General features: G+C 48.2%; 16 protein-coding genes. 1 reads left to right on the forward strand and 15 read right to left on the reverse strand.

Annotation, left to right across the window (positions count from 1 at the left end):
* Nucleotides 1-4: 4 nt before the first annotated feature.
* Nucleotides 5-1,048: an HD-GYP domain-containing protein gene (locus ASL11_RS06785; protein ID WP_056611492.1), complete on the reverse strand. Its 1,044-nt coding sequence runs from the start codon at nt 1,046-1,048 to the stop codon at nt 5-7.
* A gap of 216 nt (nt 1,049-1,264) precedes the next feature.
* Between ASL11_RS06785 and ASL11_RS06790 the strand changes: the two genes are divergently transcribed.
* Nucleotides 1,265-3,010, forward strand: coding sequence for a methyl-accepting chemotaxis protein (locus tag ASL11_RS06790; RefSeq protein ID WP_056611495.1), 1,746 nt, complete (start codon nt 1,265-1,267; stop codon nt 3,008-3,010).
* A 101-nt stretch (nt 3,011-3,111) separates the two neighbouring features.
* Here the strand turns inward: ASL11_RS06790 and argH are convergent, their stop codons facing one another.
* From argH to fliS, 14 genes are all read right to left on the reverse strand, one after another.
* On the reverse strand, nt 3,112-4,527 hold the full coding sequence (gene argH, locus ASL11_RS06795; protein WP_056611498.1) for an argininosuccinate lyase: 1,416 nt from the start codon (nt 4,525-4,527) through the stop codon (nt 3,112-3,114).
* A gap of 155 nt (nt 4,528-4,682) precedes the next feature.
* Entirely contained in the window at nt 4,683-5,921 is a 1,239-nt protein-coding gene (locus ASL11_RS06800; protein WP_056611502.1) for an argininosuccinate synthase, read from the reverse strand.
* A 39-nt stretch (nt 5,922-5,960) separates the two neighbouring features.
* Nucleotides 5,961-6,920, reverse strand: a complete 960-nt coding sequence (gene argF, locus ASL11_RS06805; RefSeq protein WP_056611505.1) for an ornithine carbamoyltransferase — start codon at nt 6,918-6,920, stop codon at nt 5,961-5,963.
* A gap of 30 nt (nt 6,921-6,950) precedes the next feature.
* Nucleotides 6,951-8,147, reverse strand: coding sequence for an acetylornithine transaminase (locus ASL11_RS06810; protein WP_056611508.1), 1,197 nt, complete (start codon nt 8,145-8,147; stop codon nt 6,951-6,953).
* 30 nt (nt 8,148-8,177) lie between these two features.
* Entirely contained in the window at nt 8,178-8,948 is a 771-nt protein-coding gene (gene argB / locus ASL11_RS06815) for an acetylglutamate kinase (protein WP_056611804.1), read from the reverse strand.
* A 36-nt stretch (nt 8,949-8,984) separates the two neighbouring features.
* Nucleotides 8,985-10,211, reverse strand: coding sequence for a bifunctional glutamate N-acetyltransferase/amino-acid acetyltransferase ArgJ (argJ, locus tag ASL11_RS06820; RefSeq protein ID WP_056611511.1), 1,227 nt, complete (start codon nt 10,209-10,211; stop codon nt 8,985-8,987).
* 31 nt (nt 10,212-10,242) lie between these two features.
* The gene (gene argC / locus ASL11_RS06825; RefSeq protein ID WP_056611514.1) at nt 10,243-11,292 is read right to left on the reverse strand and encodes an N-acetyl-gamma-glutamyl-phosphate reductase; all 1,050 of its coding nucleotides are present in this window, start codon (nt 11,290-11,292) and stop codon (nt 10,243-10,245) included.
* Between the two features lie 444 nt (nt 11,293-11,736).
* Nucleotides 11,737-12,627, reverse strand: coding sequence for a YitT family protein (locus ASL11_RS06830; protein WP_056611517.1), 891 nt, complete (start codon nt 12,625-12,627; stop codon nt 11,737-11,739).
* A gap of 101 nt (nt 12,628-12,728) precedes the next feature.
* A protein-coding gene (prfB, locus tag ASL11_RS06835; protein ID WP_157256839.1) for a peptide chain release factor 2 occupies nt 12,729-13,842 on the reverse strand; the annotation gives its coding sequence in 2 pieces (ribosomal slippage) (nt 12,729-13,769 and nt 13,771-13,842; 1,113 coding nt in all).
* Nucleotides 13,843-13,896: 54 nt separating this feature from the next.
* Nucleotides 13,897-16,416 (reverse strand): preprotein translocase subunit SecA, encoded by a 2,520-nt coding sequence (gene secA, locus ASL11_RS06840; RefSeq protein ID WP_056611523.1) that lies wholly within the window; start codon nt 16,414-16,416, stop codon nt 13,897-13,899.
* A 286-nt stretch (nt 16,417-16,702) separates the two neighbouring features.
* Nucleotides 16,703-17,251, reverse strand: a complete 549-nt coding sequence (hpf, locus tag ASL11_RS06845; protein WP_056611526.1) for a ribosome hibernation-promoting factor, HPF/YfiA family — start codon at nt 17,249-17,251, stop codon at nt 16,703-16,705.
* Between the two features lie 170 nt (nt 17,252-17,421).
* Nucleotides 17,422-17,619: a cold shock domain-containing protein gene (locus tag ASL11_RS06850; protein WP_028556842.1), complete on the reverse strand. Its 198-nt coding sequence runs from the start codon at nt 17,617-17,619 to the stop codon at nt 17,422-17,424.
* 411 nt (nt 17,620-18,030) lie between these two features.
* Nucleotides 18,031-18,360 carry a flagellar protein FliT gene (locus ASL11_RS06855; protein WP_056611529.1) on the reverse strand — a complete coding sequence of 110 codons (330 nt, stop codon included), beginning with the start codon at nt 18,358-18,360 and terminating at the stop codon, nt 18,031-18,033.
* Complete coding sequence (fliS, locus tag ASL11_RS06860) at nt 18,353-18,736, reverse strand: flagellar export chaperone FliS (RefSeq protein ID WP_056611533.1); 384 nt, start codon at nt 18,734-18,736, stop codon at nt 18,353-18,355. Before fliS ends, ASL11_RS06855 begins: the two co-directional genes overlap by 8 nt.
* Nucleotides 18,737-18,744: the final 8 nt, after the last annotated feature.

Raw genomic sequence — 18,744 nt, forward strand, 5'->3', positions numbered from 1 at the left:
TTTGCTAATTAGAATAACTCTCTTTACGTACGATGTGCATGAAGGCATCCACCACTTGAGGATCAAAATGAAGACCACGCTGCTTCTGAATCTCCGCCAAAGCTTCCTCGGTGGACCAGGCCCGTTTATAGGGGCGTTCGTGCGTCAGGGCATCATAAAAATCGGCAAGTGCCACAATGCGCCCTGCAAGCGGAATCGCTTCCCCCCTTAATCCGTTCGGATACCCTGTACCGTCCCATTTCTCATGGTGCGTTAAGGCAATCGTATGGGCCAACTGCAAGTCCGGGAATTGACTCCCCTCGAGAATACTTGCACCAATCGTCGTATGTGTTTTCATCTGTTCGAATTCTTCTGGACTGAATCTTCCTGGTTTCAATAAAATATCATCCGGTATGCCTAGCTTCCCCAGATCATGTAACGGTGTAGCTCGCTCAATCAGCGATGCTTCGTGATCCGATAAACCTAGTGAGGAAGCAATCTCCTTCGCCATTTGACCCACACGCTGCGTATGCTGCCCCGTCTGATCATCACGGAATTCCGAAGTTCTTCCCAGCAATTGAAGGATTTCCAGCTTCGCTTGCTCTAGTTTAACGGTCCGTTCTTGTACGCGCAGCTCTAATAACTGATTCTGGTCTTGCAGCTGCAAATGATAGAAACGTGTTTTCAATAAGTTCTTGATCCGTAAGACAACTTCTGTTTTATCTAAAGGCTTCGTAAGGAAATCATGAGCGCCCAAATGCAGGGCTTCCTTCTTAGCCTCCTGCGTCACATCTGCAGTAAGCACTAAGATCGGCAGATAATGACCTTCCTCCACCCGTTCCTGAAGTAGTTTCAAAGCCGCAAATCCATCCACGTCAGGCATATGTAGATCTAATAAAATAATGTCCGGTTTAATCTGTTCAAAGAGGACTTCTAGCTGTCTGGGATCCGTTGTACAGTGTAAATTGGAAAAACCTGCACGGCTCAGTATTCGCTCTAACAGGCTAATATTGTAGGCCTGATCGTCGATAATCAGAAAACGAGCGCCTTGCATCCAAATTTTATCCATCTATGCACCTCATTCCATCCTTGCTTGTAGATCTAATTCTAATGCATATTTTACCATATATATCATGCTATGTGACTTTGTAATGTCGAAATGTAGAATAAAAAGCTAACATGGATGTCGTTTACTCGAATTGTAAAAATTTTGTCGAAATAGAGGGATTACCACGATTATCAAGAATATATACAAAATAATACAGAAAGTAGGTAAATTAACCATATGTTAAAAAGTTTTCAGATGAACATTCAGATGAAGATTGTGACAACATCACTGCTTTTACTACTTATCCCCATTCTCATCCTCGGCAGTATCAGCTACTATGTATCTTCCAATGTCACGAATTCCTTGATCGAAAAAGACTTACGGAATGCCGTGCAAATGTCCATCCAACTGATTAAATCCTTCGATGATTCTGTTAAATCGGGGAGTATTACTAAGGAAGAAGCACAAGAGAAAGTGAAAATATGGATGCTCGGTCCCAAAACCGATGGAAAAAGGCCGATCAATCCTAAGATTGATTTAGGCAAAAACGGGTATTTCTTCGTCCTTGATAACAAGGGTACCGAGCTTGCTCATCCCTCGTTGGAAGGCCAAAACATTTGGGATAAGAAGTCGAATGATGGTCAACTTTTCATCCAAGAAATGATTCAAAAAGCAGAAAATAACGGTGGATTTACAACCTATATGTGGCCACTGCCTGGCGGTTCCACGAAGGAAGCCTTGAAGATTACCTACGCGGAGAAGGATCCACTGTGGGGATGGGTTGTCGCAGCCGGCTCCTATTTACAAGATTATAACGCCGGACAAACAGACATGTTGAATACGATTGTAATTACTCTTGTCATTTGTTTACTGGTCGGTCTATTGGTCCTCATCCTCTTCGCAAGACATATCTCTAAGCCTCTCGTCCGAGTAGAACGTCAAGCCAGTCAGATTGCGACAGGCAATTTATCGATAGCGGATTTGAAAGTGATGAATCGTGATGAAATCGGTAAGCTGGCTGGATCTTTCAATCAGATGAAAGCCTATATCAAGCAACTCGTTTCGCAAGCAAGCTTAAGCTCCGGTGCCTTAAATAAGGAATCTAAGCAAGTCTCACATTCTCTGGATCAAATGGCACAAGCCGCAAATCACATTTCCTCTGTCATGCACGGTGTAGCAGCTAGTACAAACTCACATGCACTAAGTGTCGTGGAGAGCTCCTCAGCTATGAAAGAATTGTCCGACAGCATTCAGCAGGTCGCATCCAGCTCTTCTATTGCCTTCGACTTATCAGAAAACACAGTATTGGAAGCGGAAAAGGGAAATGCCTATATCCAGCAAACGAATACTCAGATGCAGATCGTTAGCTCAACCATGGACAACCTCTCTAGCATCATCGACTTACTGCGTGATCGCTCCCAGCAGATTGGTGAAATCGTTTCGATCATTTCCGACATCTCGTCACAAACGAACTTATTAGCCTTGAATGCTTCAATTGAAGCCGCACGTGCTGGGGAACATGGCAAAGGGTTTGCTGTAGTTGCAGGGGAAGTTAAAAAGCTTGCAGAACGCTCCAAGATGTCCTCGGAGCAGGTCACAGAGTTGATCGTGGGTATCCAAAGTGATATCCTCGGAGCCGTTGAAACCATGCATAAAGGCGACCAAGAAATCTTATCTAGTGTAGGGACGCTCCAGGAAACAGGGTTCGCTTTTGAACGAATTCACAGCGCTGTTAAGCAGGTGCTAGGGCAGGTACAGCAAGCATCCTCGGAAGCCGACCGCATGTCAGCTACCTCTCAACAGATCATGTCATCCTTATCCGAAATGGAGAATTCCGCCAACCAATCAGCAGGAACAGTACAAACCATATCCGCTTTGACCGAAACACAGTTATCCAGTATCGATGGCATCTCAGCCTCCGTTAAAAACTTAAATGACATGTCAGCCCAGCTGCAGGATGTTATTCAACAATTTAAGGTATAGGGCGGTAGACATATTAGGAAAAGCGTAAATGAAAAAGCTCCTCTCATTCATCCTGGGGATGATGGGAAGAGCTTTTTTTAGTACCTTATTTGAAAATAAGCTTATTTACTTTTCTCTAAAAAGTCATGCAACCATGCCTGCGATTCCGCCAGCACCTGCTCTGCGCGACCAATAGCCTCGCTCACTTGATTGCTCGCTGTACCACCGAACACATTACGCGCATTCACGACTTGCTCAGGTTGAAGAACAGCATAAATATCGGACTCGAATAGCTCGGAGAACGTTTTGAACTCCTCGATGCTCATATCGAGCAAGTATTTTTTGTTTTGGATGCAGTAGAGCACCGTTTTGCCGATCACTTCGTGTGCTTGACGGAAAGGAAGACCCTTGTTCACCAGGTAATCCGCGATGTCCGTTGCGTTGGAGAAGTCTTGGTTCACGGCTTGACGCATACGCTCGGTGTTCACCTTCATCGTGGACACCATCGGTGCAAACAATTGCAGCGCGCCTTGCAGGGTACGAACCGTATCAAACATGCCTTCTTTGTCTTCCTGCATGTCCTTGTTGTACGCCAGCGGCAGCGACTTAAGTACGGTCATCAGACCGAACAAGTTGCCGTAGACGCGGCCTGTCTTACCACGGACAAGCTCCGCCACGTCCGGGTTCTTCTTCTGCGGCATGATCGAGCTGCCGGTGCAGAATGCATCATCGAGTTCGATGAACGCGAACTCGGTCGAAGACCAGAGCACCATTTCCTCGCTAAAGCGAGAAAGGTGCATCATGATCATGGACGCATTGGAGAGGAACTCCAGGATGAAATCGCGGTCGCTGACCGCATCCAGGGAGTTCTCGTACACGCGTCCGAACCCGAGCTGCTCCGCCACAAAATGGCGGTCGATCGGGAAGGTCGTGCCCGCGAGCGCGCCAGCGCCGAGCGGTAGCATGTCTACGCGCTTGTAGCTGTCCTGCAAGCGCTCAAGGTCACGCTGGAACATGCTGACGTAGGCCATCAGATGGTGCGCGAACAAGATCGGCTGCGCGCGCTGCAGATGCGTATAACCCGGGATAATCGTATCGAGATTAGCCTTCGCTTTCTCAAGCAGGGCTTCCTGCAGCTTGATCAGCAAGCCAACGAACTCAACTACGCGCTTGCGCAGGTAGAGATGCATGTCCGTCGCCACCTGATCGTTGCGGCTGCGGCCCGTGTGCAGCTTGCCACCGACAGGACCGATCAGGTCAATCAAGGTTTTCTCAATATTCATGTGAATATCTTCGTTCTGAATCGTGTATTCCAGCTCACCGCGGCGAATCATTGCTTGTACTTGCAGCAAGCCGTCTTTGATTTTCTCCACATCGGCAGCAGGAAGAATCCCGCATTTGCCCAGCATCGTCACGTGCGCCAAGCTGCCTTCGATATCTTCCTCGGCAAGCTCTTTGTCGAATGTAATCGAAGCTGTATATTCCTCAACCAATTGGTCAGTTTGTTTCGTGAAACGTCCACCCCAAAGCTTAGACACCTTGCATAACCCCTCTCGTATTAACCTACCTAGCGACCCTTATGGGACAACCTTATGGACAGCCCAAAGGCTTTCCACAAAGGGAAAGCCCACGGCTGAGCAGCTATAGAATTGACAACCAACATCATTTATTCGATGTACTGGTTGCCATGCAGTTACTTCTTCGCGTTTTGTTCCACGCCGGAACCGACTTTCAAGCGCAGTGCATTCAAGCGGATAAAGCCTGTTGCATCGCCTTGATCGTAAGCCTTCGTTGGATCAGCTTCCATTGTCGCGATATCCGGGTTGTAGAGGGATACTGGGCTTTTCACGCCAGCACCGATCACATTACCTTTGTACAATTTCAGACGAACTGTACCGGATACGTTCTTTTGGCTCTCGGACACAAGCGCTTGAATCGCCAAACGCTCAGGAGCGAACCAGAAGCCATTGTAGACAAGGGATGCATATTTCGAGATTAAGGAATCACGAAGGTGCATAACATCGCGGTCCATCGTGAGGGATTCCATTTTGCGGTGAGCGGTGAAAAGGATCGTACCGCCCGGCGTCTCATATACGCCACGGCTCTTCATGCCAACAAAACGGTTCTCAACCATGTCTACACGGCCAATACCGTGTTTGCCACCGATTTCGTTCAACGTTTCCATCACTTGAAGTGGCGTAAGCTTCGCTCCGTTGATCGCTACGCAATCGCCAGCAGCAAACTCAAGCTCGATGTACTCCGCTTGATCAGGTGCATCTTCTGGCGCAACGCTAAGCACGTACATGCCTTTGTTGTCGTCAGCTGCTGGATCGAACCAAGGATCTTCCAACATGCCGCTCTCGAAGGAGATGTGCAGCAAGTTGCGGTCTGTCGAATACGGCTTCGCTGCGGATGCTGTTACCGGAATGTTGTGCTTCTCCGCGTAAGCGATCATCTCTGCGCGACCCGGAAACTCCTCGCGGAACTGCTCCAAACGCCAAGGCGCGATCACGGACAGCTCAGGCGCAAGCGCCGCTGCTGTAAGCTCGAAACGCACTTGGTCATTACCTTTACCAGTTGCACCGTGAGCAATCGCTGTTGCGCCTTCAGCGCGAGCGATCTCAACCATGCGCTTCGCGATCAAAGGACGCGCAATGCTCGTGCCAAGCAGGTATTGCCCTTCGTAAAGAGCAGCCGCTTGGAACATCGGGTTGATGAAGTCTTTCGCGAACTCATCGCGTAGATCATCGATGTAGATTTTGGATGCACCCGTTGCTAATGCTTTTTCTTCCAGGCCGTCAAGCTCATCCTTTTGCCCGATATCCGCTGTGAATGCAATGATTTCTGCGTCGTACGTTTCTTTTAACCATTTGAGGATAACTGATGTATCCAACCCGCCTGAATACGCGAGTACGATTTTTTCCTTAGCCATGTCTACTCTTCGCTCCGTTTCTACACTCTCATTTGAAATTTATATCATTGTCGCGGCCATGATAGCCTTTTGCGCGTGAAGACGATTCTCTGCTTGATCGAAAATAATGGAATGTCCGCCGTCGATGACGCCCTCGCTCACTTCTTCTCCACGGTGTGCAGGCAAACAATGCATGAACAAGTAATCCTGCTTCGCATATTTCACCAAAGCCTCGTTGACTTGGAAGTTTTTGAACGCGATTTCCCGCTCCTGCTGCTCTGCTTCTTGCCCCATACTCGCCCATACATCGGTATAGATGATGTCTGCATTCTCAACAGCTTCGCGTGGATCGCGCGTGACGAGCAGGCTTCCGCCTGTTTCAGCTATGTTTTCCCTAGATTGGCGAATCACTTCTTTATCAGCGTCATAGCCTTCTGGCGAAGCAATGGCGAAATCCATCCCTAGCTTGCTGGCTCCCATCATCAGGGAGTGAACCATGTTGTTGCCATCGCCGATATAGGCGACTTTGATACCTTTCAAACGGCCTTTTTTCTCCAGGACCGTCTGATAATCCGCCATTACCTGACAAGGATGTGCATGATCGGTTAAGCCATTAATAACAGGTACTGTTGATCCTCGTGCCAGATCAATCACCTTGCGGTGCTCATAAGTACGAATCATAATTCCGTCTAGGTAACGGGATAGGGTTTGAGCGGTATCCCATACCGTCTCTCCGCGGCCCAGCTGCAGATCATTTTTGCTCAGGAAAAGCGCTTGGCCTCCCAATTGGTACATCCCCACTTCAAAAGACACACGCGTACGCGTAGAGGATTTCTCAAAAATCATGCCCAGCGTCTTACCTGCTAGTACGGCATGCGGCTCTCTCGCCTTCTGCTTGCGCTTCAGCTCGATGCCATAGTGAATCAAATATTCGATTTCTTCTGCTGTATAATCAATCAATGCAAGAAAATCCTTGCCCTTCAACTGGGCAGCCAGTTCTTCCTTGACCGTGCTATTCATGTCATCCAACCTCTCTACTGTAAACTTCGGTTAGACGCCGCTAATGGTCGATGCCTTCTGGGAGAGGACACCGCACACGACGTCTAACGCCTGATCCAAATCTTCTTGCGGTATCGTTAACGCCGGCACCAAACGAATCACGTTAGGTCCTGCTGGAATGACCAACACGCCTTGTTTGTGGATTTCGCTGATGATTTCGGCACTTGGCTGTGCACATTCAATACCAATGAGAAGGCCAATACCACGGATGCTTTTGACCAACGGATTTCCCGCTAGCTTGCTCTCCAACTTCTTCACTGTGTATTCGCCTAACTGAGCTGCACGCTCCGGCAATTGATTGTCGATAATCGTGCTTAACGTTGCATGAGCCGCTGCTGTTGCAATCGGAGTCCCACCGAACGTGGAGCCGTGACTTCCAGCGCTGAACGCTTCCGCTAAGTACCCTTTGCTTAACATCGCGCCAATCGGGAATCCACCGCCAAGACCTTTGGCCAAAGTAAAAATATCCGGCTCAACACCATAATGTTCATAGGCAAAAAGCTTACCCGTACGACCTACACCTGTCTGGATTTCATCCGCGATCAGAAGTAGATTATGTTCCTTACAAAGCTCAGCAAGCTGCTTCACGAATGTCGGATCCGCTGGCAATACGCCGCCTTCGCCTTGCACGAACTCAAGCATAACCGCACACGTACGGTCGTTCACGAGGTTGCGAACAGACTCAATATCGTTATAATCCGCATAGACGAAGCCTTCAGGAAGCGGAAGGAAACCTTCCTTTACTTTGTCCTGACCCGTCGCTGTTAATGTAGCAATCGTACGCCCATGGAAGGACATGTTGAACGTGATAATCTCGTACTTCCCGTTGTTCAGCACTTTTTGGGAGTAGCGACGAGCGATTTTGATCGCAGCCTCGTTCGCTTCCGCTCCTGTGGAACAGAAAAACACAGCATCCGCACAGCTATTGTCTGTCAATAAACCAGCCAATTTTTCCTGATTCGGAATATGAAATAGATTACCCACATGCCAAAGCTGATCCAGCTGCTCGATCAATTTCTCTTTCACAACTTGCGGTGCATGCCCAAGAGCTGCAACGGCAATCCCGCTCATCATGTCGATGTATTCCTTACCTGTATCGTCCCACAGTCGGCTGCCTTCACCTTTCACTAGCGTAATCGGATATCTGGCGTAGGTTGGAAATAACGAGCTTTTCCCTTGTTCTGTCATGTACATTCCCTCCTTATGGGGTTATTAAAATTAACGTACAATACGCGTGCCGATGCCTTCGCCTTTCAGCACTTTACTTAACACGTTCGGTTCCGAACCGTTCACGATAACTACTTCTTGCACTTGTCCTTGTATACAAGCAATCGCTGCACGAACCTTCGGGATCATGCCGCCATAGATGTCGCCACTTGTGATCATTTCTTCAATCTGCGCTACGCTGACGACAGGAAGCACTTGCTTCTCGCCATCCACGACCTTCATAATGCCGGGCACATCGGTTACGACGACCATTTGTTCCACGCCAAGATGTGAAGCCACAGCGCCAGCCGCCGTATCGGCGTTGATGTTGTATCGTTGTCCGCCATCTGCGCCTAACCCTACTGGCGCGATAACTGGAATGTAGCCCATGCCCACGATGCCTTGAATTAGCTCCGCATTGACCTTCGTCACATCGCCTACAAGACCAACTTCATGGCTGTTCGCTACTGGCTTCGCTTCGATCAAATGTCCATCCACACCGGACAAACCAAGCGCTTTCGCACCTGTCAACTGAATACGGCGTACGATTTCTTTGTTAATCTGGCCAGACAGCACCATTTCTACGACGTCGAGGACTGCTTCAGAAGTTACCCTTAGTCCGTTCACGAAACCAGATTCAATACCCAACTTCCCTAGCGTGTCTGAAATGGCAGGACCGCCGCCATGCACGATGACCGTAACAATGCCTTCTTCCTGAAGGTGCCGCATATCCTCAAAAAAACTAGTTGGCAGCGCCGCAAGCGTGCTACCTCCGCATTTCATCACAAAGCAATTGTTCTTCACTGCTCTTTTTCCTCCTTACGTCCGATATGCCGCATTAATGCGGACATAATCATAGGTCAAGTCGCAGCCCCAGCCCGTTGCTTTGCCTTCGCCCATATGTAAATTCACATGAATTTGAATCGTATCTGTTTTCAAATAAACCAGCGCCGCTTCCTCGTCGAACTTCACGGGACGCGATTGCTCCAACACTGCGATATCGCCTAAGCGAATATCGACGGTATTCACGTTCACCGGCTGACCCGAGTAACCCACAGCTGCAATGATCCGGCCCCAGTTCGCGTCAGCGCCATAAACGGCGGACTTCACGAGGCTCGATCCGATAATCGACTTCACGATCTTACGAGCCGCATCATCGCTCTTTGCGCCGATAACCGTCGTTTCGATCAGCTTCGTCGCACCCTCGCCGTCACGTGCAATCGCTTTGGCGAGGTATTCGCCAACGTATTGGAACCCTGCCGCGAAAGCTTCCCAATCCGGGTGTCCCGGATGTAGGGAGTCGCCGCCGGCAAGCCCGCTTGCCATCACCACGACCATGTCGTTGGTGCTAGTGTCTCCGTCAACGGTGATCATGTTGAACGTGTTATCTGTAATCCTGCTTAGCAACAGCTGCAGGTATTCGCTCTCAATCGCGACGTCGGTTGTCATGAAACCGAGCATCGTCGCCATGTTCGGGTGAATCATCCCCGAACCTTTAGCCGCTCCGGCAATGTGAACCTCTTTGCCGCCAACCACAACACGGACGCACGTCATCTTCTGTACGAGATCCGTTGTCAGGATCGACTGACAGAAGTCTTCGCCGCCGTCTAGCTTCAGCTTTACTGGCAGCTGCTCGATGCCGCTCAGCACTTTGCCCATCGGCAGTAGCTCGCCGATAACGCCCGTGCTCGTCACGCCGACGTGGTGCTCTGCCACGCCAAGTGCCTTCGCACTTGCCGCGCGCATAGCGCGAGCGTCGTCTTCGCCTTGCTGACCGGTGCACGCGTTCGCGTTGCCGCTGTTCACGATCATCGCCTGCAGCTTGCCGCTATGGGCGATGCTTTCTTGCGTCACGCGCAGCGGTGCCGCTTGGAACGCGTTCAGCGTGTACACGCCTGCCGCTGACGCAGGTACATCACAGAGGATCGCGCCAAGATCATAGCGCTCCGTTTTCTTCAATCCGCAGTGCAGTCCGCCTGCTCGAAAGCCCTTCGGTGTTGTTACAGTGCCCTCTGGCACGACAGTGAAGCTAACTTGGTCCGACATGGTCGTCTACTCACCTATCCTCATCTTCTTGTTATGGATATACCGGTGCGAACAACAACCCTGTCGTTTCGTCCCAGCCTTGCATAATATTTAAGTTTTGAATCGCTTGACCAGCGGCACCTTTAACTACATTGTCGATTACCGACACGATCGTTACGCGCCCCGTACGCTCATCCACCGCGAAGCCGATATCACAGTAGTTCGAGCCCATAACTTCCTTCGTTGAAGGATACTTCCCAAGCGGGCGAATCCTTACGAATTTGCGGCCTTCATAGTACTGACGATACTTTTCGATGAACTCTTCGGCCGTATGTTCACCTGTTAGTGTGGCATACATCGTCGCCATAATCCCGCGTGTCATTGGCACAAGGTGCGTCGTGAACGTGGTCACAACCGGTTTGCCTGCAATGCGGCTCAGCGCTTGCTCGATTTCCGGGATGTGTTGGTGCTTATTTATTTTGTAAGCCGATAAATTCTCATTCACTTCGGAGTAGTGTGCGCCCAGGCTTAAACCTCGACCCGCACCCGATACGCCGGATTTCGCATCAATGATAATCGTGGACGGATCAATCCATCCTGCTTCAACCGCAGGAATAAGTCCTAGCAGCGTTGCTGTTGGGTAACAACCTGGGTTCGCGATCAGATCGCTGCCCTTCACTTCGTCCCCGAACACTTCGGACAGACCGTAAATCGAACGCGCCAAAGCTTCTTCCGAAGCAGCCGGCTTTTTGTACCATTTTTCATAGTCGCTAGCGGACTTCAATCTCAAATCCCCCGAAATATCAATCACTTTCAGGCCCGCCTCGATCAATTTAGGCGAAAGTCCAGCGCTCACACCTGCCGGAGTAGCTAGAAACACAACGTCTGCTTTACCAGCGATCAAATCAACATCAAGGACATCGAGAATATCGACGACCACTTCCTGCAAATGTGGAAAATGCTCCGCCAACGGCGCTCCTGCATTCGAAGTTGAAATAACGGATGTAATATGTACAAGTGGATGCGCCTGTAAAAGACGAATCAATTCCGCACCACCATACCCTGTTGCTCCAATAATAGCCGCTCTAATGCTCTGACTCATTCCCATGACCTCCCGATGTTCCGAAAATATATGTATTATTATACATTCGTATACATAATAATTCAATGAATTTTTTTACGCTCTAGCTTTGGCCAAAAATGCTATTCAGCAAGGTATTTCAAGGCTTTTATCCGGTAAAATCGAATTAATTTTAGTTAACTGAATAGTCTGACTATATCGAGTTATATACACATTATGCATCAATTTTCGCAAGTCGTGCATAAAACTAATCGCAATCACCGCCATCGCTTCTTCCGTTACCCATTCGCTCAGCCTTACTCATTATCCCAAAGACTATAGTTGGAAGGCAAATTATGTTAGTTACCCTTGAGTTATGCACAATTGTACACAGGCGTTGTGTATAAGTCGGGGGATTACGCACAAATTGCCAACAAGTTATCCACAAAAAAGACCATCAGGCATATTTCTCCCGACGGCCCTCCACTACGCGTGGCGCTTAAACCCTTCTCCCAACACTTCATTCGTTTCACTTAAAATTACAAAGGCCTGTGGATCCACGGATTGCACCAGTGTTTTTAACCGACTGACTTCATTCTGTTTCACGACCACCATCATGACCGTCCGCGATTCACCCGTAAATCCACCCGATCCGCTAAGTTCGGTTAACCCACGATCCAAATCGTACAAAATCGCCTTCCGAATAGCATCCGTATGATCCGAAATAATAAAGGCCACTTTGGCATAATTGAATCCGAGCTGCACGATATCAATCGTTTTGGTCGTAACGAATAAGCCGATCATCCCGTATAGCGCATTCTCTGGGGTAAACACTAGGGCCGAGCTGATGATGACAAGTCCATCGAATATGGCCACCGAAAAGCCTAGGCTTAAGCCGGAGTATTTATGTAATAATTGTGCTGCCAACCCAAGCCCGCCTGTGGATCCACGCCCTTTGAAGACAATACCCAGACCCAAACCTACGCCTATGCCGCCATATACAGCAGCTAGTAATGGATTATGCGTCGGCACGCCTAAGTGGGTCGTGACGAGTACGCAGAACGGGAAAATAACCGATCCTACGATGGCTTTAATGCCGAATTTCTTCCCGAGCAGCCACAGCGCTAACAGTAAAATCGGAATATTGAGCGCCCATTGTGTGTACGCCGGGTTTATTTTGGTGACTTCCTGCAAAATGGTCGAAATCCCCGATACCCCACCTGTCGCGATTTGGTTCGGGTTCAAAAAGCTGTTAAAGCTCGCTGCCATGATCAACGAACCAACGATCAGTAATATATATTCAAAAACGGTATGCGTGGGACTTCCCATTGTGATTCGCGGTTCTCTTCTGGACACCCGTGGTCCTCCTTTGTTCATTTACATGAAAAATCCTACACCTATTAGGTGTAGGATCAACGTTTATGACGTGAACCATGCACAGCCCGGCAAATCATCAGCTTGCTTGGCTTGTGGCAGGCTTACTCTGGCTTCCGTATTTGATGACGCAGATACGCGTCGATGAAGGTATCGAGATCCCCGTCCATGACAGCTCCAACGTTCCCCGTCTCAGCGGAGGTTCTGTGATCCTTCACCATGCTGTACGGATGAAAAACGTAGGAGCGAATCTGGCTGCCCCACGCAATATCCGACTGCTCGCCGCGAATCTCGGCTAAGTGCTTCAATTGCTCTTCGATCTTCCGCTCATAGAGCTTGGAGCGAAGCATCTTCATCGCCTTCTCGCGGTTCTTGATCTGCGACCGCTCTTGCTGACAGCTCACCACAACGCCAGTCGGAATGTGCGTAATCCGCACAGCCGAGTCGGTGGTGTTAATGTGCTGACCGCCGGCGCCGCTTGCGCGGTACGTATCGATCTTGAGATCCTCAGAGCGGATCTCGCCCACGTCGGTGTCGTCTTCGATCTCTGGCATCACGTCACACGATGCGAATGAGGTGTGACGACGGCCAGAGGCGTCGAACGGCGAGATCCGTACGAGCCGGTGTACGCCCTTTTCTGCCTTCAAATAGCCGTAGGCGTTGAAGCCTGTGATCTGCAGCGTGACACTCTTCACGCCGGCTTCGTCGCCGGGCAAATAGTCGAGTACCTCGACTTTGTAGCCCCGCTTCTCTGCCCAGCGGCGGTACATCCGCAGCAGCATCTCTGCCCAGTCCTGCGACTCGGTGCCGCCGGCGCCTGGGTGCAGCTCTAAAATCGCATTCAGCCGGTCGTACGGCTGATTAAGCAGCAAACCAAGCTCGAAGGATTCGAGCTTCTTGACGAGCGCCGCGATACCGGTTTCGATGTCTTTGACAAGACCCGCATCGCTCTCTTCTTCCTCGAGCTCAACCATAACCTGAATATCCTCAAACGCGTTCGTGAAGCCTTGAAACTCCTCCACGACACTCTTGATCACGTTGAGCTCAGCGATCGTCTTCTGGGCACGTTCATTATCGTCCCAGAAGTCTGGCGCGCCCATTTTTTCCTCAAAATCCCCGATGGCTTCTAGCTTATGATCTAAGTCAAAGAGACCCCCGTAATTCGGTTAGTCGCTTCGCTGTTTCTCTTAAGTCTTGTTTTACTTCTGGTTCTAGCATGTCGTACACCTCGTTTATTCTGCTTGCATGTACCTAGACAGGTTGTTTCGTTGCTTACATGCCTTGCCCGTGGCACTGCTTGAACTTCTTGCCGCTGCCACATGGGCATGGGTCGTTGCGTCCAATACGCTGCTCTTCATCGCGTACCAGCGGTTTTTTGCCGCCTGCTTCATTCTTCGTATCAACAGCCTGACCTTCTGCTACCGCTTGGCGCTCCAGGTTGCTCTGTACGTGTGCTTTCATGATGTACATCGCGACTTCTTCACGAATGTTGTCGATCATCTCTTGGAACATCTCGAAGCCTTCGAATTGGTACTCACGAAGCGGATCCGTACCGCCGTATGCACGTAAGTGAATACCTTGGCGCAACTGATCCATCGCATCGATGTGATCCATCCATTTGCTATCTACCGCACGAAGCGCTACGACTTTTTCAAATTCACGCATGAATTCTGCGCCAATTTCCGTTTCACGCTCATCATACCGTTTGCTCACAAGATCTTTGATCAGCTCGATGATCTCATCTTGCTCTTTACCCCAAATGGTTTGATCGGTAATTTGTGCATCGTCATGCAGCAAGTTGTTGTTCACAAAGTTCGCAACTTCTTGCAGTTCCCACTCTTCTGGGATTTGCTCCTCAGGACAGTGTGCTTTCACGATGCGCTCGATTACGGCACCGATCATACCCTCGATGACTTCGCGGATATTTTCGGACTCCAGCAACTCGCGGCGCTGTTTATATATAATTTCACGTTGTTGATTCATAACATCGTCATATTGAAGGACGACTTTACGCACGTCGAAGTTGTTACCCTCAACGCGTTTTTGCGCGGATTCCACGGCACGGGAGATCAATTTGCTCTCAATTGGTTGATCTTCTTCCATACCAAGACGATCCATCATCGCCATAATATTTTCAGCGCCGAATCGTTTCATCAATTCATCTTCAAGAGAAAGGTAGAATTGTGAGGAACCAGGGTCACCTTGACGTCCTGCACGTCCACGCAGCTGGTTATCAATCCGTCTGCTTTCATGACGTTCTGTACCTATGATATGCAAGCCGCCAGCTTCATGTACGCCTTGACCTAGCATAATGTCTGTACCACGGCCCGCCATGTTCGTAGCGATCGTTACGGAACCTGGTTGACCTGCACGTGAAACGATTTCCGCTTCTTCGGCATGATACTTAGCATTCAATACTTTGTGTTGAACGCCTTTCTTCTTCAGCATTTCGGAAAGCTTCTCGGAGTTCTCAATCGATACCGTACCGACAAGCACCGGCTGATTCAGTTTATGGCGTTCAAGGATTTGCTCCACAACAGCTCTGAACTTACCGTTCTCTGACTTATACACCACGTCCGGTAGATCCTTACGAATCATAGGGCGGTTCGTCGGAACAATAATAACTTCAAGGCCGTAAATTTTCTTCAACTCTTCTTCTTCCGTCTTCGCCGTTCCCGTCATTCCCGCTAGCTTGCGGTACATACGGAAATAGTTCTGGAACGTAATCGTAGCGAGTGTCATGCTCTCGTTCTGAACTTTCAGCTGCTCTTTCGCCTCAATGGCTTGGTGCAACCCATCACTATAGCGACGGCCAGTCATGATACGGCCAGTAAATTCATCAACGATCATAACTTCTTCTTCTTGAACAACGTAATCCACGTCACGTTTCATAATGAAACGAGCTTTAAGTGCTTGTGTGATGTGATGGTTGATGTTGACGTTCTGATGATCGAATAAGTTCTCAATGCCAAAAGCTCGTTCGCCTTTCGCAACGCCTTCTTCAGTTAATGCGACAGCACGTACTTTGATATCAATCGTGTAGTCTTCTTCTTCTTTCAGCGTCGAAACGAAACGGTCTGCCGTAAAGTACATATCTGTCGATTTCGCGGCTTGTCCGGAAATAATCAATGGCGTTCTCGCTTCATCGACTAGAATGGAATCCACCTCATCGATAACCGCATAGTACAGCGGACGTTGAACCATCTGCTCTTTGTACAGCACCATGTTGTCTCGCAGGTAGTCAAACCCGTATTCGTTATTCGTGCCATACGTAATATCACAAGCATAAGCTGCTTGCTTTTCTTCATGAGACAAGTCATGCAAGTTGACCCCAACGGTTAATCCGAGGAACTCGTAGATTTGACCCATTTCAGCGCTATCCCGCTGTGCCAAATAGTCATTGACGGTAACAACGTGTACACCTTTACCCAGCAAAGCATTCAAATAAACAGGAAGTGTTCCAACAAGCGTTTTCCCTTCCCCTGTTCTCATCTCTGCGATACGGCCTTCGTGCAGTACCATACCCCCGATAAGTTGAACGTCATAATGACGTTTTCCTAGTACACGGATACCTGCTTCTCTGACTACTGCAAAAGCTTCAGGCAATAAATCATCGATTTCTTCGCCTTTCTCAAGACGTTCTCTGAACTCGATTGTTTTCCCTTTTAACTCTTCATCGGTCAGCGGTTTAATGCTCGCTTCAAGCTCGTTGATGTAGTCAACGGCCTTGAGCATCCGTTTAATCTCCCGTTCATTGGAATCACCAAAAATTTTCTTCACTAGTCCTAGCATCGGTGAACCCCTTTCCCTTACGTTCGTATCCTTAAATTGTACCACTTATGACAGTCTTGTCGCAACAAACGAGCATTCTCTTCCATCTAAAACCTATAGAAATAGGACTTAAAAACCATGCTTTCCGTATTTCTTAGTATGAAATGGAGGTGCCCCTAACATGCATAGCAAAGTTTATGACTTCATGTGCTAAAGGAAAGAGCTTAATCCGATGATATCGAATTAAGCTCACTTGATCATTTTGTATAGGAATGTTATTGAATGTATTAGGCAATTTGTTTATGCATTACATCGCTGGTTCGATTAAACCGTACTTACCGTCGTCTCGTTTGTAGACCACATTGACTGTGTCTGTCTCCATGTTCGAGAAGACAAAGAAGTTATGACCCACCATATTCATTTGGAGAATCGCTTCTTCCACATCCATCGGCTTCAGATTGAAGCGTTTGTTACGCACCAGTTCGAAGTCCTCTTCTTCTTCCATATAGGAAGCTGCCGCGACTTCTACCTTGAACAAATCACGTTTGCCGCCATCTTGGCGAATTTTACGATTCGTCTTGGTCTTGTGCTTACGGATTTGACGCTCTAATTTGTCCACAACCAGATCAATGGATGCGTACATGTCTGTGTTGCGTTCTTCAGCTCGCAGTAGCACGCCTGTTAATGGGATGCTTACTTCGATGGCCTGAAGACCTTTAACCACGCTTAGCTTTACTTGTACATCGGATGTAAGGGGAGCTTCAAAATACCTCTCTAGTCTATTCAACTTCTTGTCGACATAGTCTCCGAGGGCTTCAGTAACTTCAAGGTGTTCTCCGCGAATGCTAATTTCCATAGTTAAACATCTCCCTTCCTTCTTACATTATACTACATTCCACTCAATCTTCATAATTCCTTTAAATTCCGAGCTAAACTTTCTAGGCAAAATATAAAAAACACCCCAGAGTATGTCCCCAGGGTGATTTGTTCATCGTTGTATGCGATGGCACAATACGTGCCAAATAATTATAGTCTGCTTACGTTTGCAGCTTGTGGTCCGCGCGCGCCTTCTACGATATCAAACTCAACAGCTTGACCTTCGTCTAGAGTTTTGAACCCTTCGGACTGAATCGCGGAGAAATGAACGAATACATCCCCACCATCTTCGCGCTCAATGAACCCATAGCCTTTTTCTGCGTTAAACCATTTCACTTTACCTTGCATATCGTACACAATCCTTTCGTTTTAAAAAATATAAATGATAAGAGCGAGAAATGAAAACCCTTACATTTCGACTATACCATCTACCTGCTTGACCTGTCAATTTCTAACTTTTAATTAAATAGAATATTTAGAAAATTCAAGTATTTACAACCCGTGGATAACTGCAGAATTTGTAGAATCCTGTCATGACGGCCTTCTTTACATGTTATTAACAAAGTTATTAACAGGTTTATGCACATTATCCACAGGATGAATGGAGAGAATTATGGATAACTCGCGCTAAAACAGTTCATTTATTCACATGGTGGGGCCAGATCGGATTGTTTATCCACGGATTGCTGTAGGGGTTTGAGGAAAACAGGGGATAAAAGAAAAAACCTCCTGCCGCGGCAAAAGGTTTGTGTGGCTAGGTTATTTCTTTCTGTCGAAGAAGTAACTTTCCTGTGCATAGGGTTGCTCATACGCATTGTTATGCACACGAGCCCGTTCTATTTTATCGATGCCGCTTTTGGCTTCATCCTTTAATTGCTGCATCCGTCTCACAATCGCCTCATCATATTGGAGAATATCCTTAATCACCAGCTTTTGCTGATCATTAAAGCTCTGATTCATCGATTGAAGTTGGTCAATAATGAGTTGCCTCTCCTCGACAAAACTTGCAAACTGCTCATCATCCATCTGATCCAGCTCTACGATGATTGCTTGCGTTATCCGCTGTAGCGTTTGGAGAAGCTTATCCATGCTTCGACGCTAATGAAAGCTTCGCTGCTTGAACCCACGTTTCTTTCAGTTCCACTAGATAGCCTAAAACTTCCTCGGCGGATTCCACCTGCTTCTTAGTATTCGCTTCGACTAGTCGGAAGAGGAAATAATCATATAAGCGTAGCAACTCGTCAGCTACAGGAGCTTTCTTATCCAAAGTGATAATAAACTCTTGGATGATGTCTTGTACTCTCATCAGATAGTTATTAGCATCTTGGTAATTCTTCTGCGAGAGTGCCTCAATGGCTTGCTTACAATATCGGATAGCACCATCTGATAACATGATGAGCAGCTGAGCTGGGCTCGCTGTTTGAATTGAATTTTGCATATACTTATTCTGCTGCGCCGAAATCATGCAAATAC

Origin of the sequence: Paenibacillus sp. Soil750 (assembly GCF_001428045.1) — a bacterium.
GTDB lineage: Bacteria > Bacillota > Bacilli > Paenibacillales > NBRC-103111 > Paenibacillus_E > Paenibacillus_E allorhizoplanae.

Coding starts and splice junctions, on each gene's coding strand:
- argC (WP_056611514.1), bottom strand. CDS start 11,292: ATGAGTCAGAGCATTAGAGCGGCTATTATTGGAGCAACAGGGTATGGT.
- secA (WP_056611523.1), bottom strand. CDS start 16,416: ATGCTAGGACTAGTGAAGAAAATTTTTGGTGATTCCAATGAACGGGAG.
- ASL11_RS06800 (WP_056611502.1), bottom strand. CDS start 5,921: ATGGCTAAGGAAAAAATCGTACTCGCGTATTCAGGCGGGTTGGATACA.
- ASL11_RS06830 (WP_056611517.1), bottom strand. CDS start 12,627: ATGAACAAAGGAGGACCACGGGTGTCCAGAAGAGAACCGCGAATCACA.
- hpf (WP_056611526.1), bottom strand. CDS start 17,251: ATGGAAATTAGCATTCGCGGAGAACACCTTGAAGTTACTGAAGCCCTC.
- ASL11_RS06855 (WP_056611529.1), bottom strand. CDS start 18,360: ATGGATAAGCTTCTCCAAACGCTACAGCGGATAACGCAAGCAATCATC.
- fliS (WP_056611533.1), bottom strand. CDS start 18,736: ATGATTTCGGCGCAGCAGAATAAGTATATGCAAAATTCAATTCAAACA.
- argJ (WP_056611511.1), bottom strand. CDS start 10,211: ATGTCGGACCAAGTTAGCTTCACTGTCGTGCCAGAGGGCACTGTAACA.
- ASL11_RS06810 (WP_056611508.1), bottom strand. CDS start 8,147: ATGACAGAACAAGGGAAAAGCTCGTTATTTCCAACCTACGCCAGATAT.
- ASL11_RS06785 (WP_056611492.1), bottom strand. CDS start 1,048: ATGGATAAAATTTGGATGCAAGGCGCTCGTTTTCTGATTATCGACGAT.
- argB (WP_056611804.1), bottom strand. CDS start 8,948: ATGAAATGCGGAGGTAGCACGCTTGCGGCGCTGCCAACTAGTTTTTTT.
- argF (WP_056611505.1), bottom strand. CDS start 6,920: ATGAATAGCACGGTCAAGGAAGAACTGGCTGCCCAGTTGAAGGGCAAG.
- ASL11_RS06850 (WP_028556842.1), bottom strand. CDS start 17,619: ATGCAAGGTAAAGTGAAATGGTTTAACGCAGAAAAAGGCTATGGGTTC.
- ASL11_RS06790 (WP_056611495.1), top strand. CDS start 1,265: ATGTTAAAAAGTTTTCAGATGAACATTCAGATGAAGATTGTGACAACA.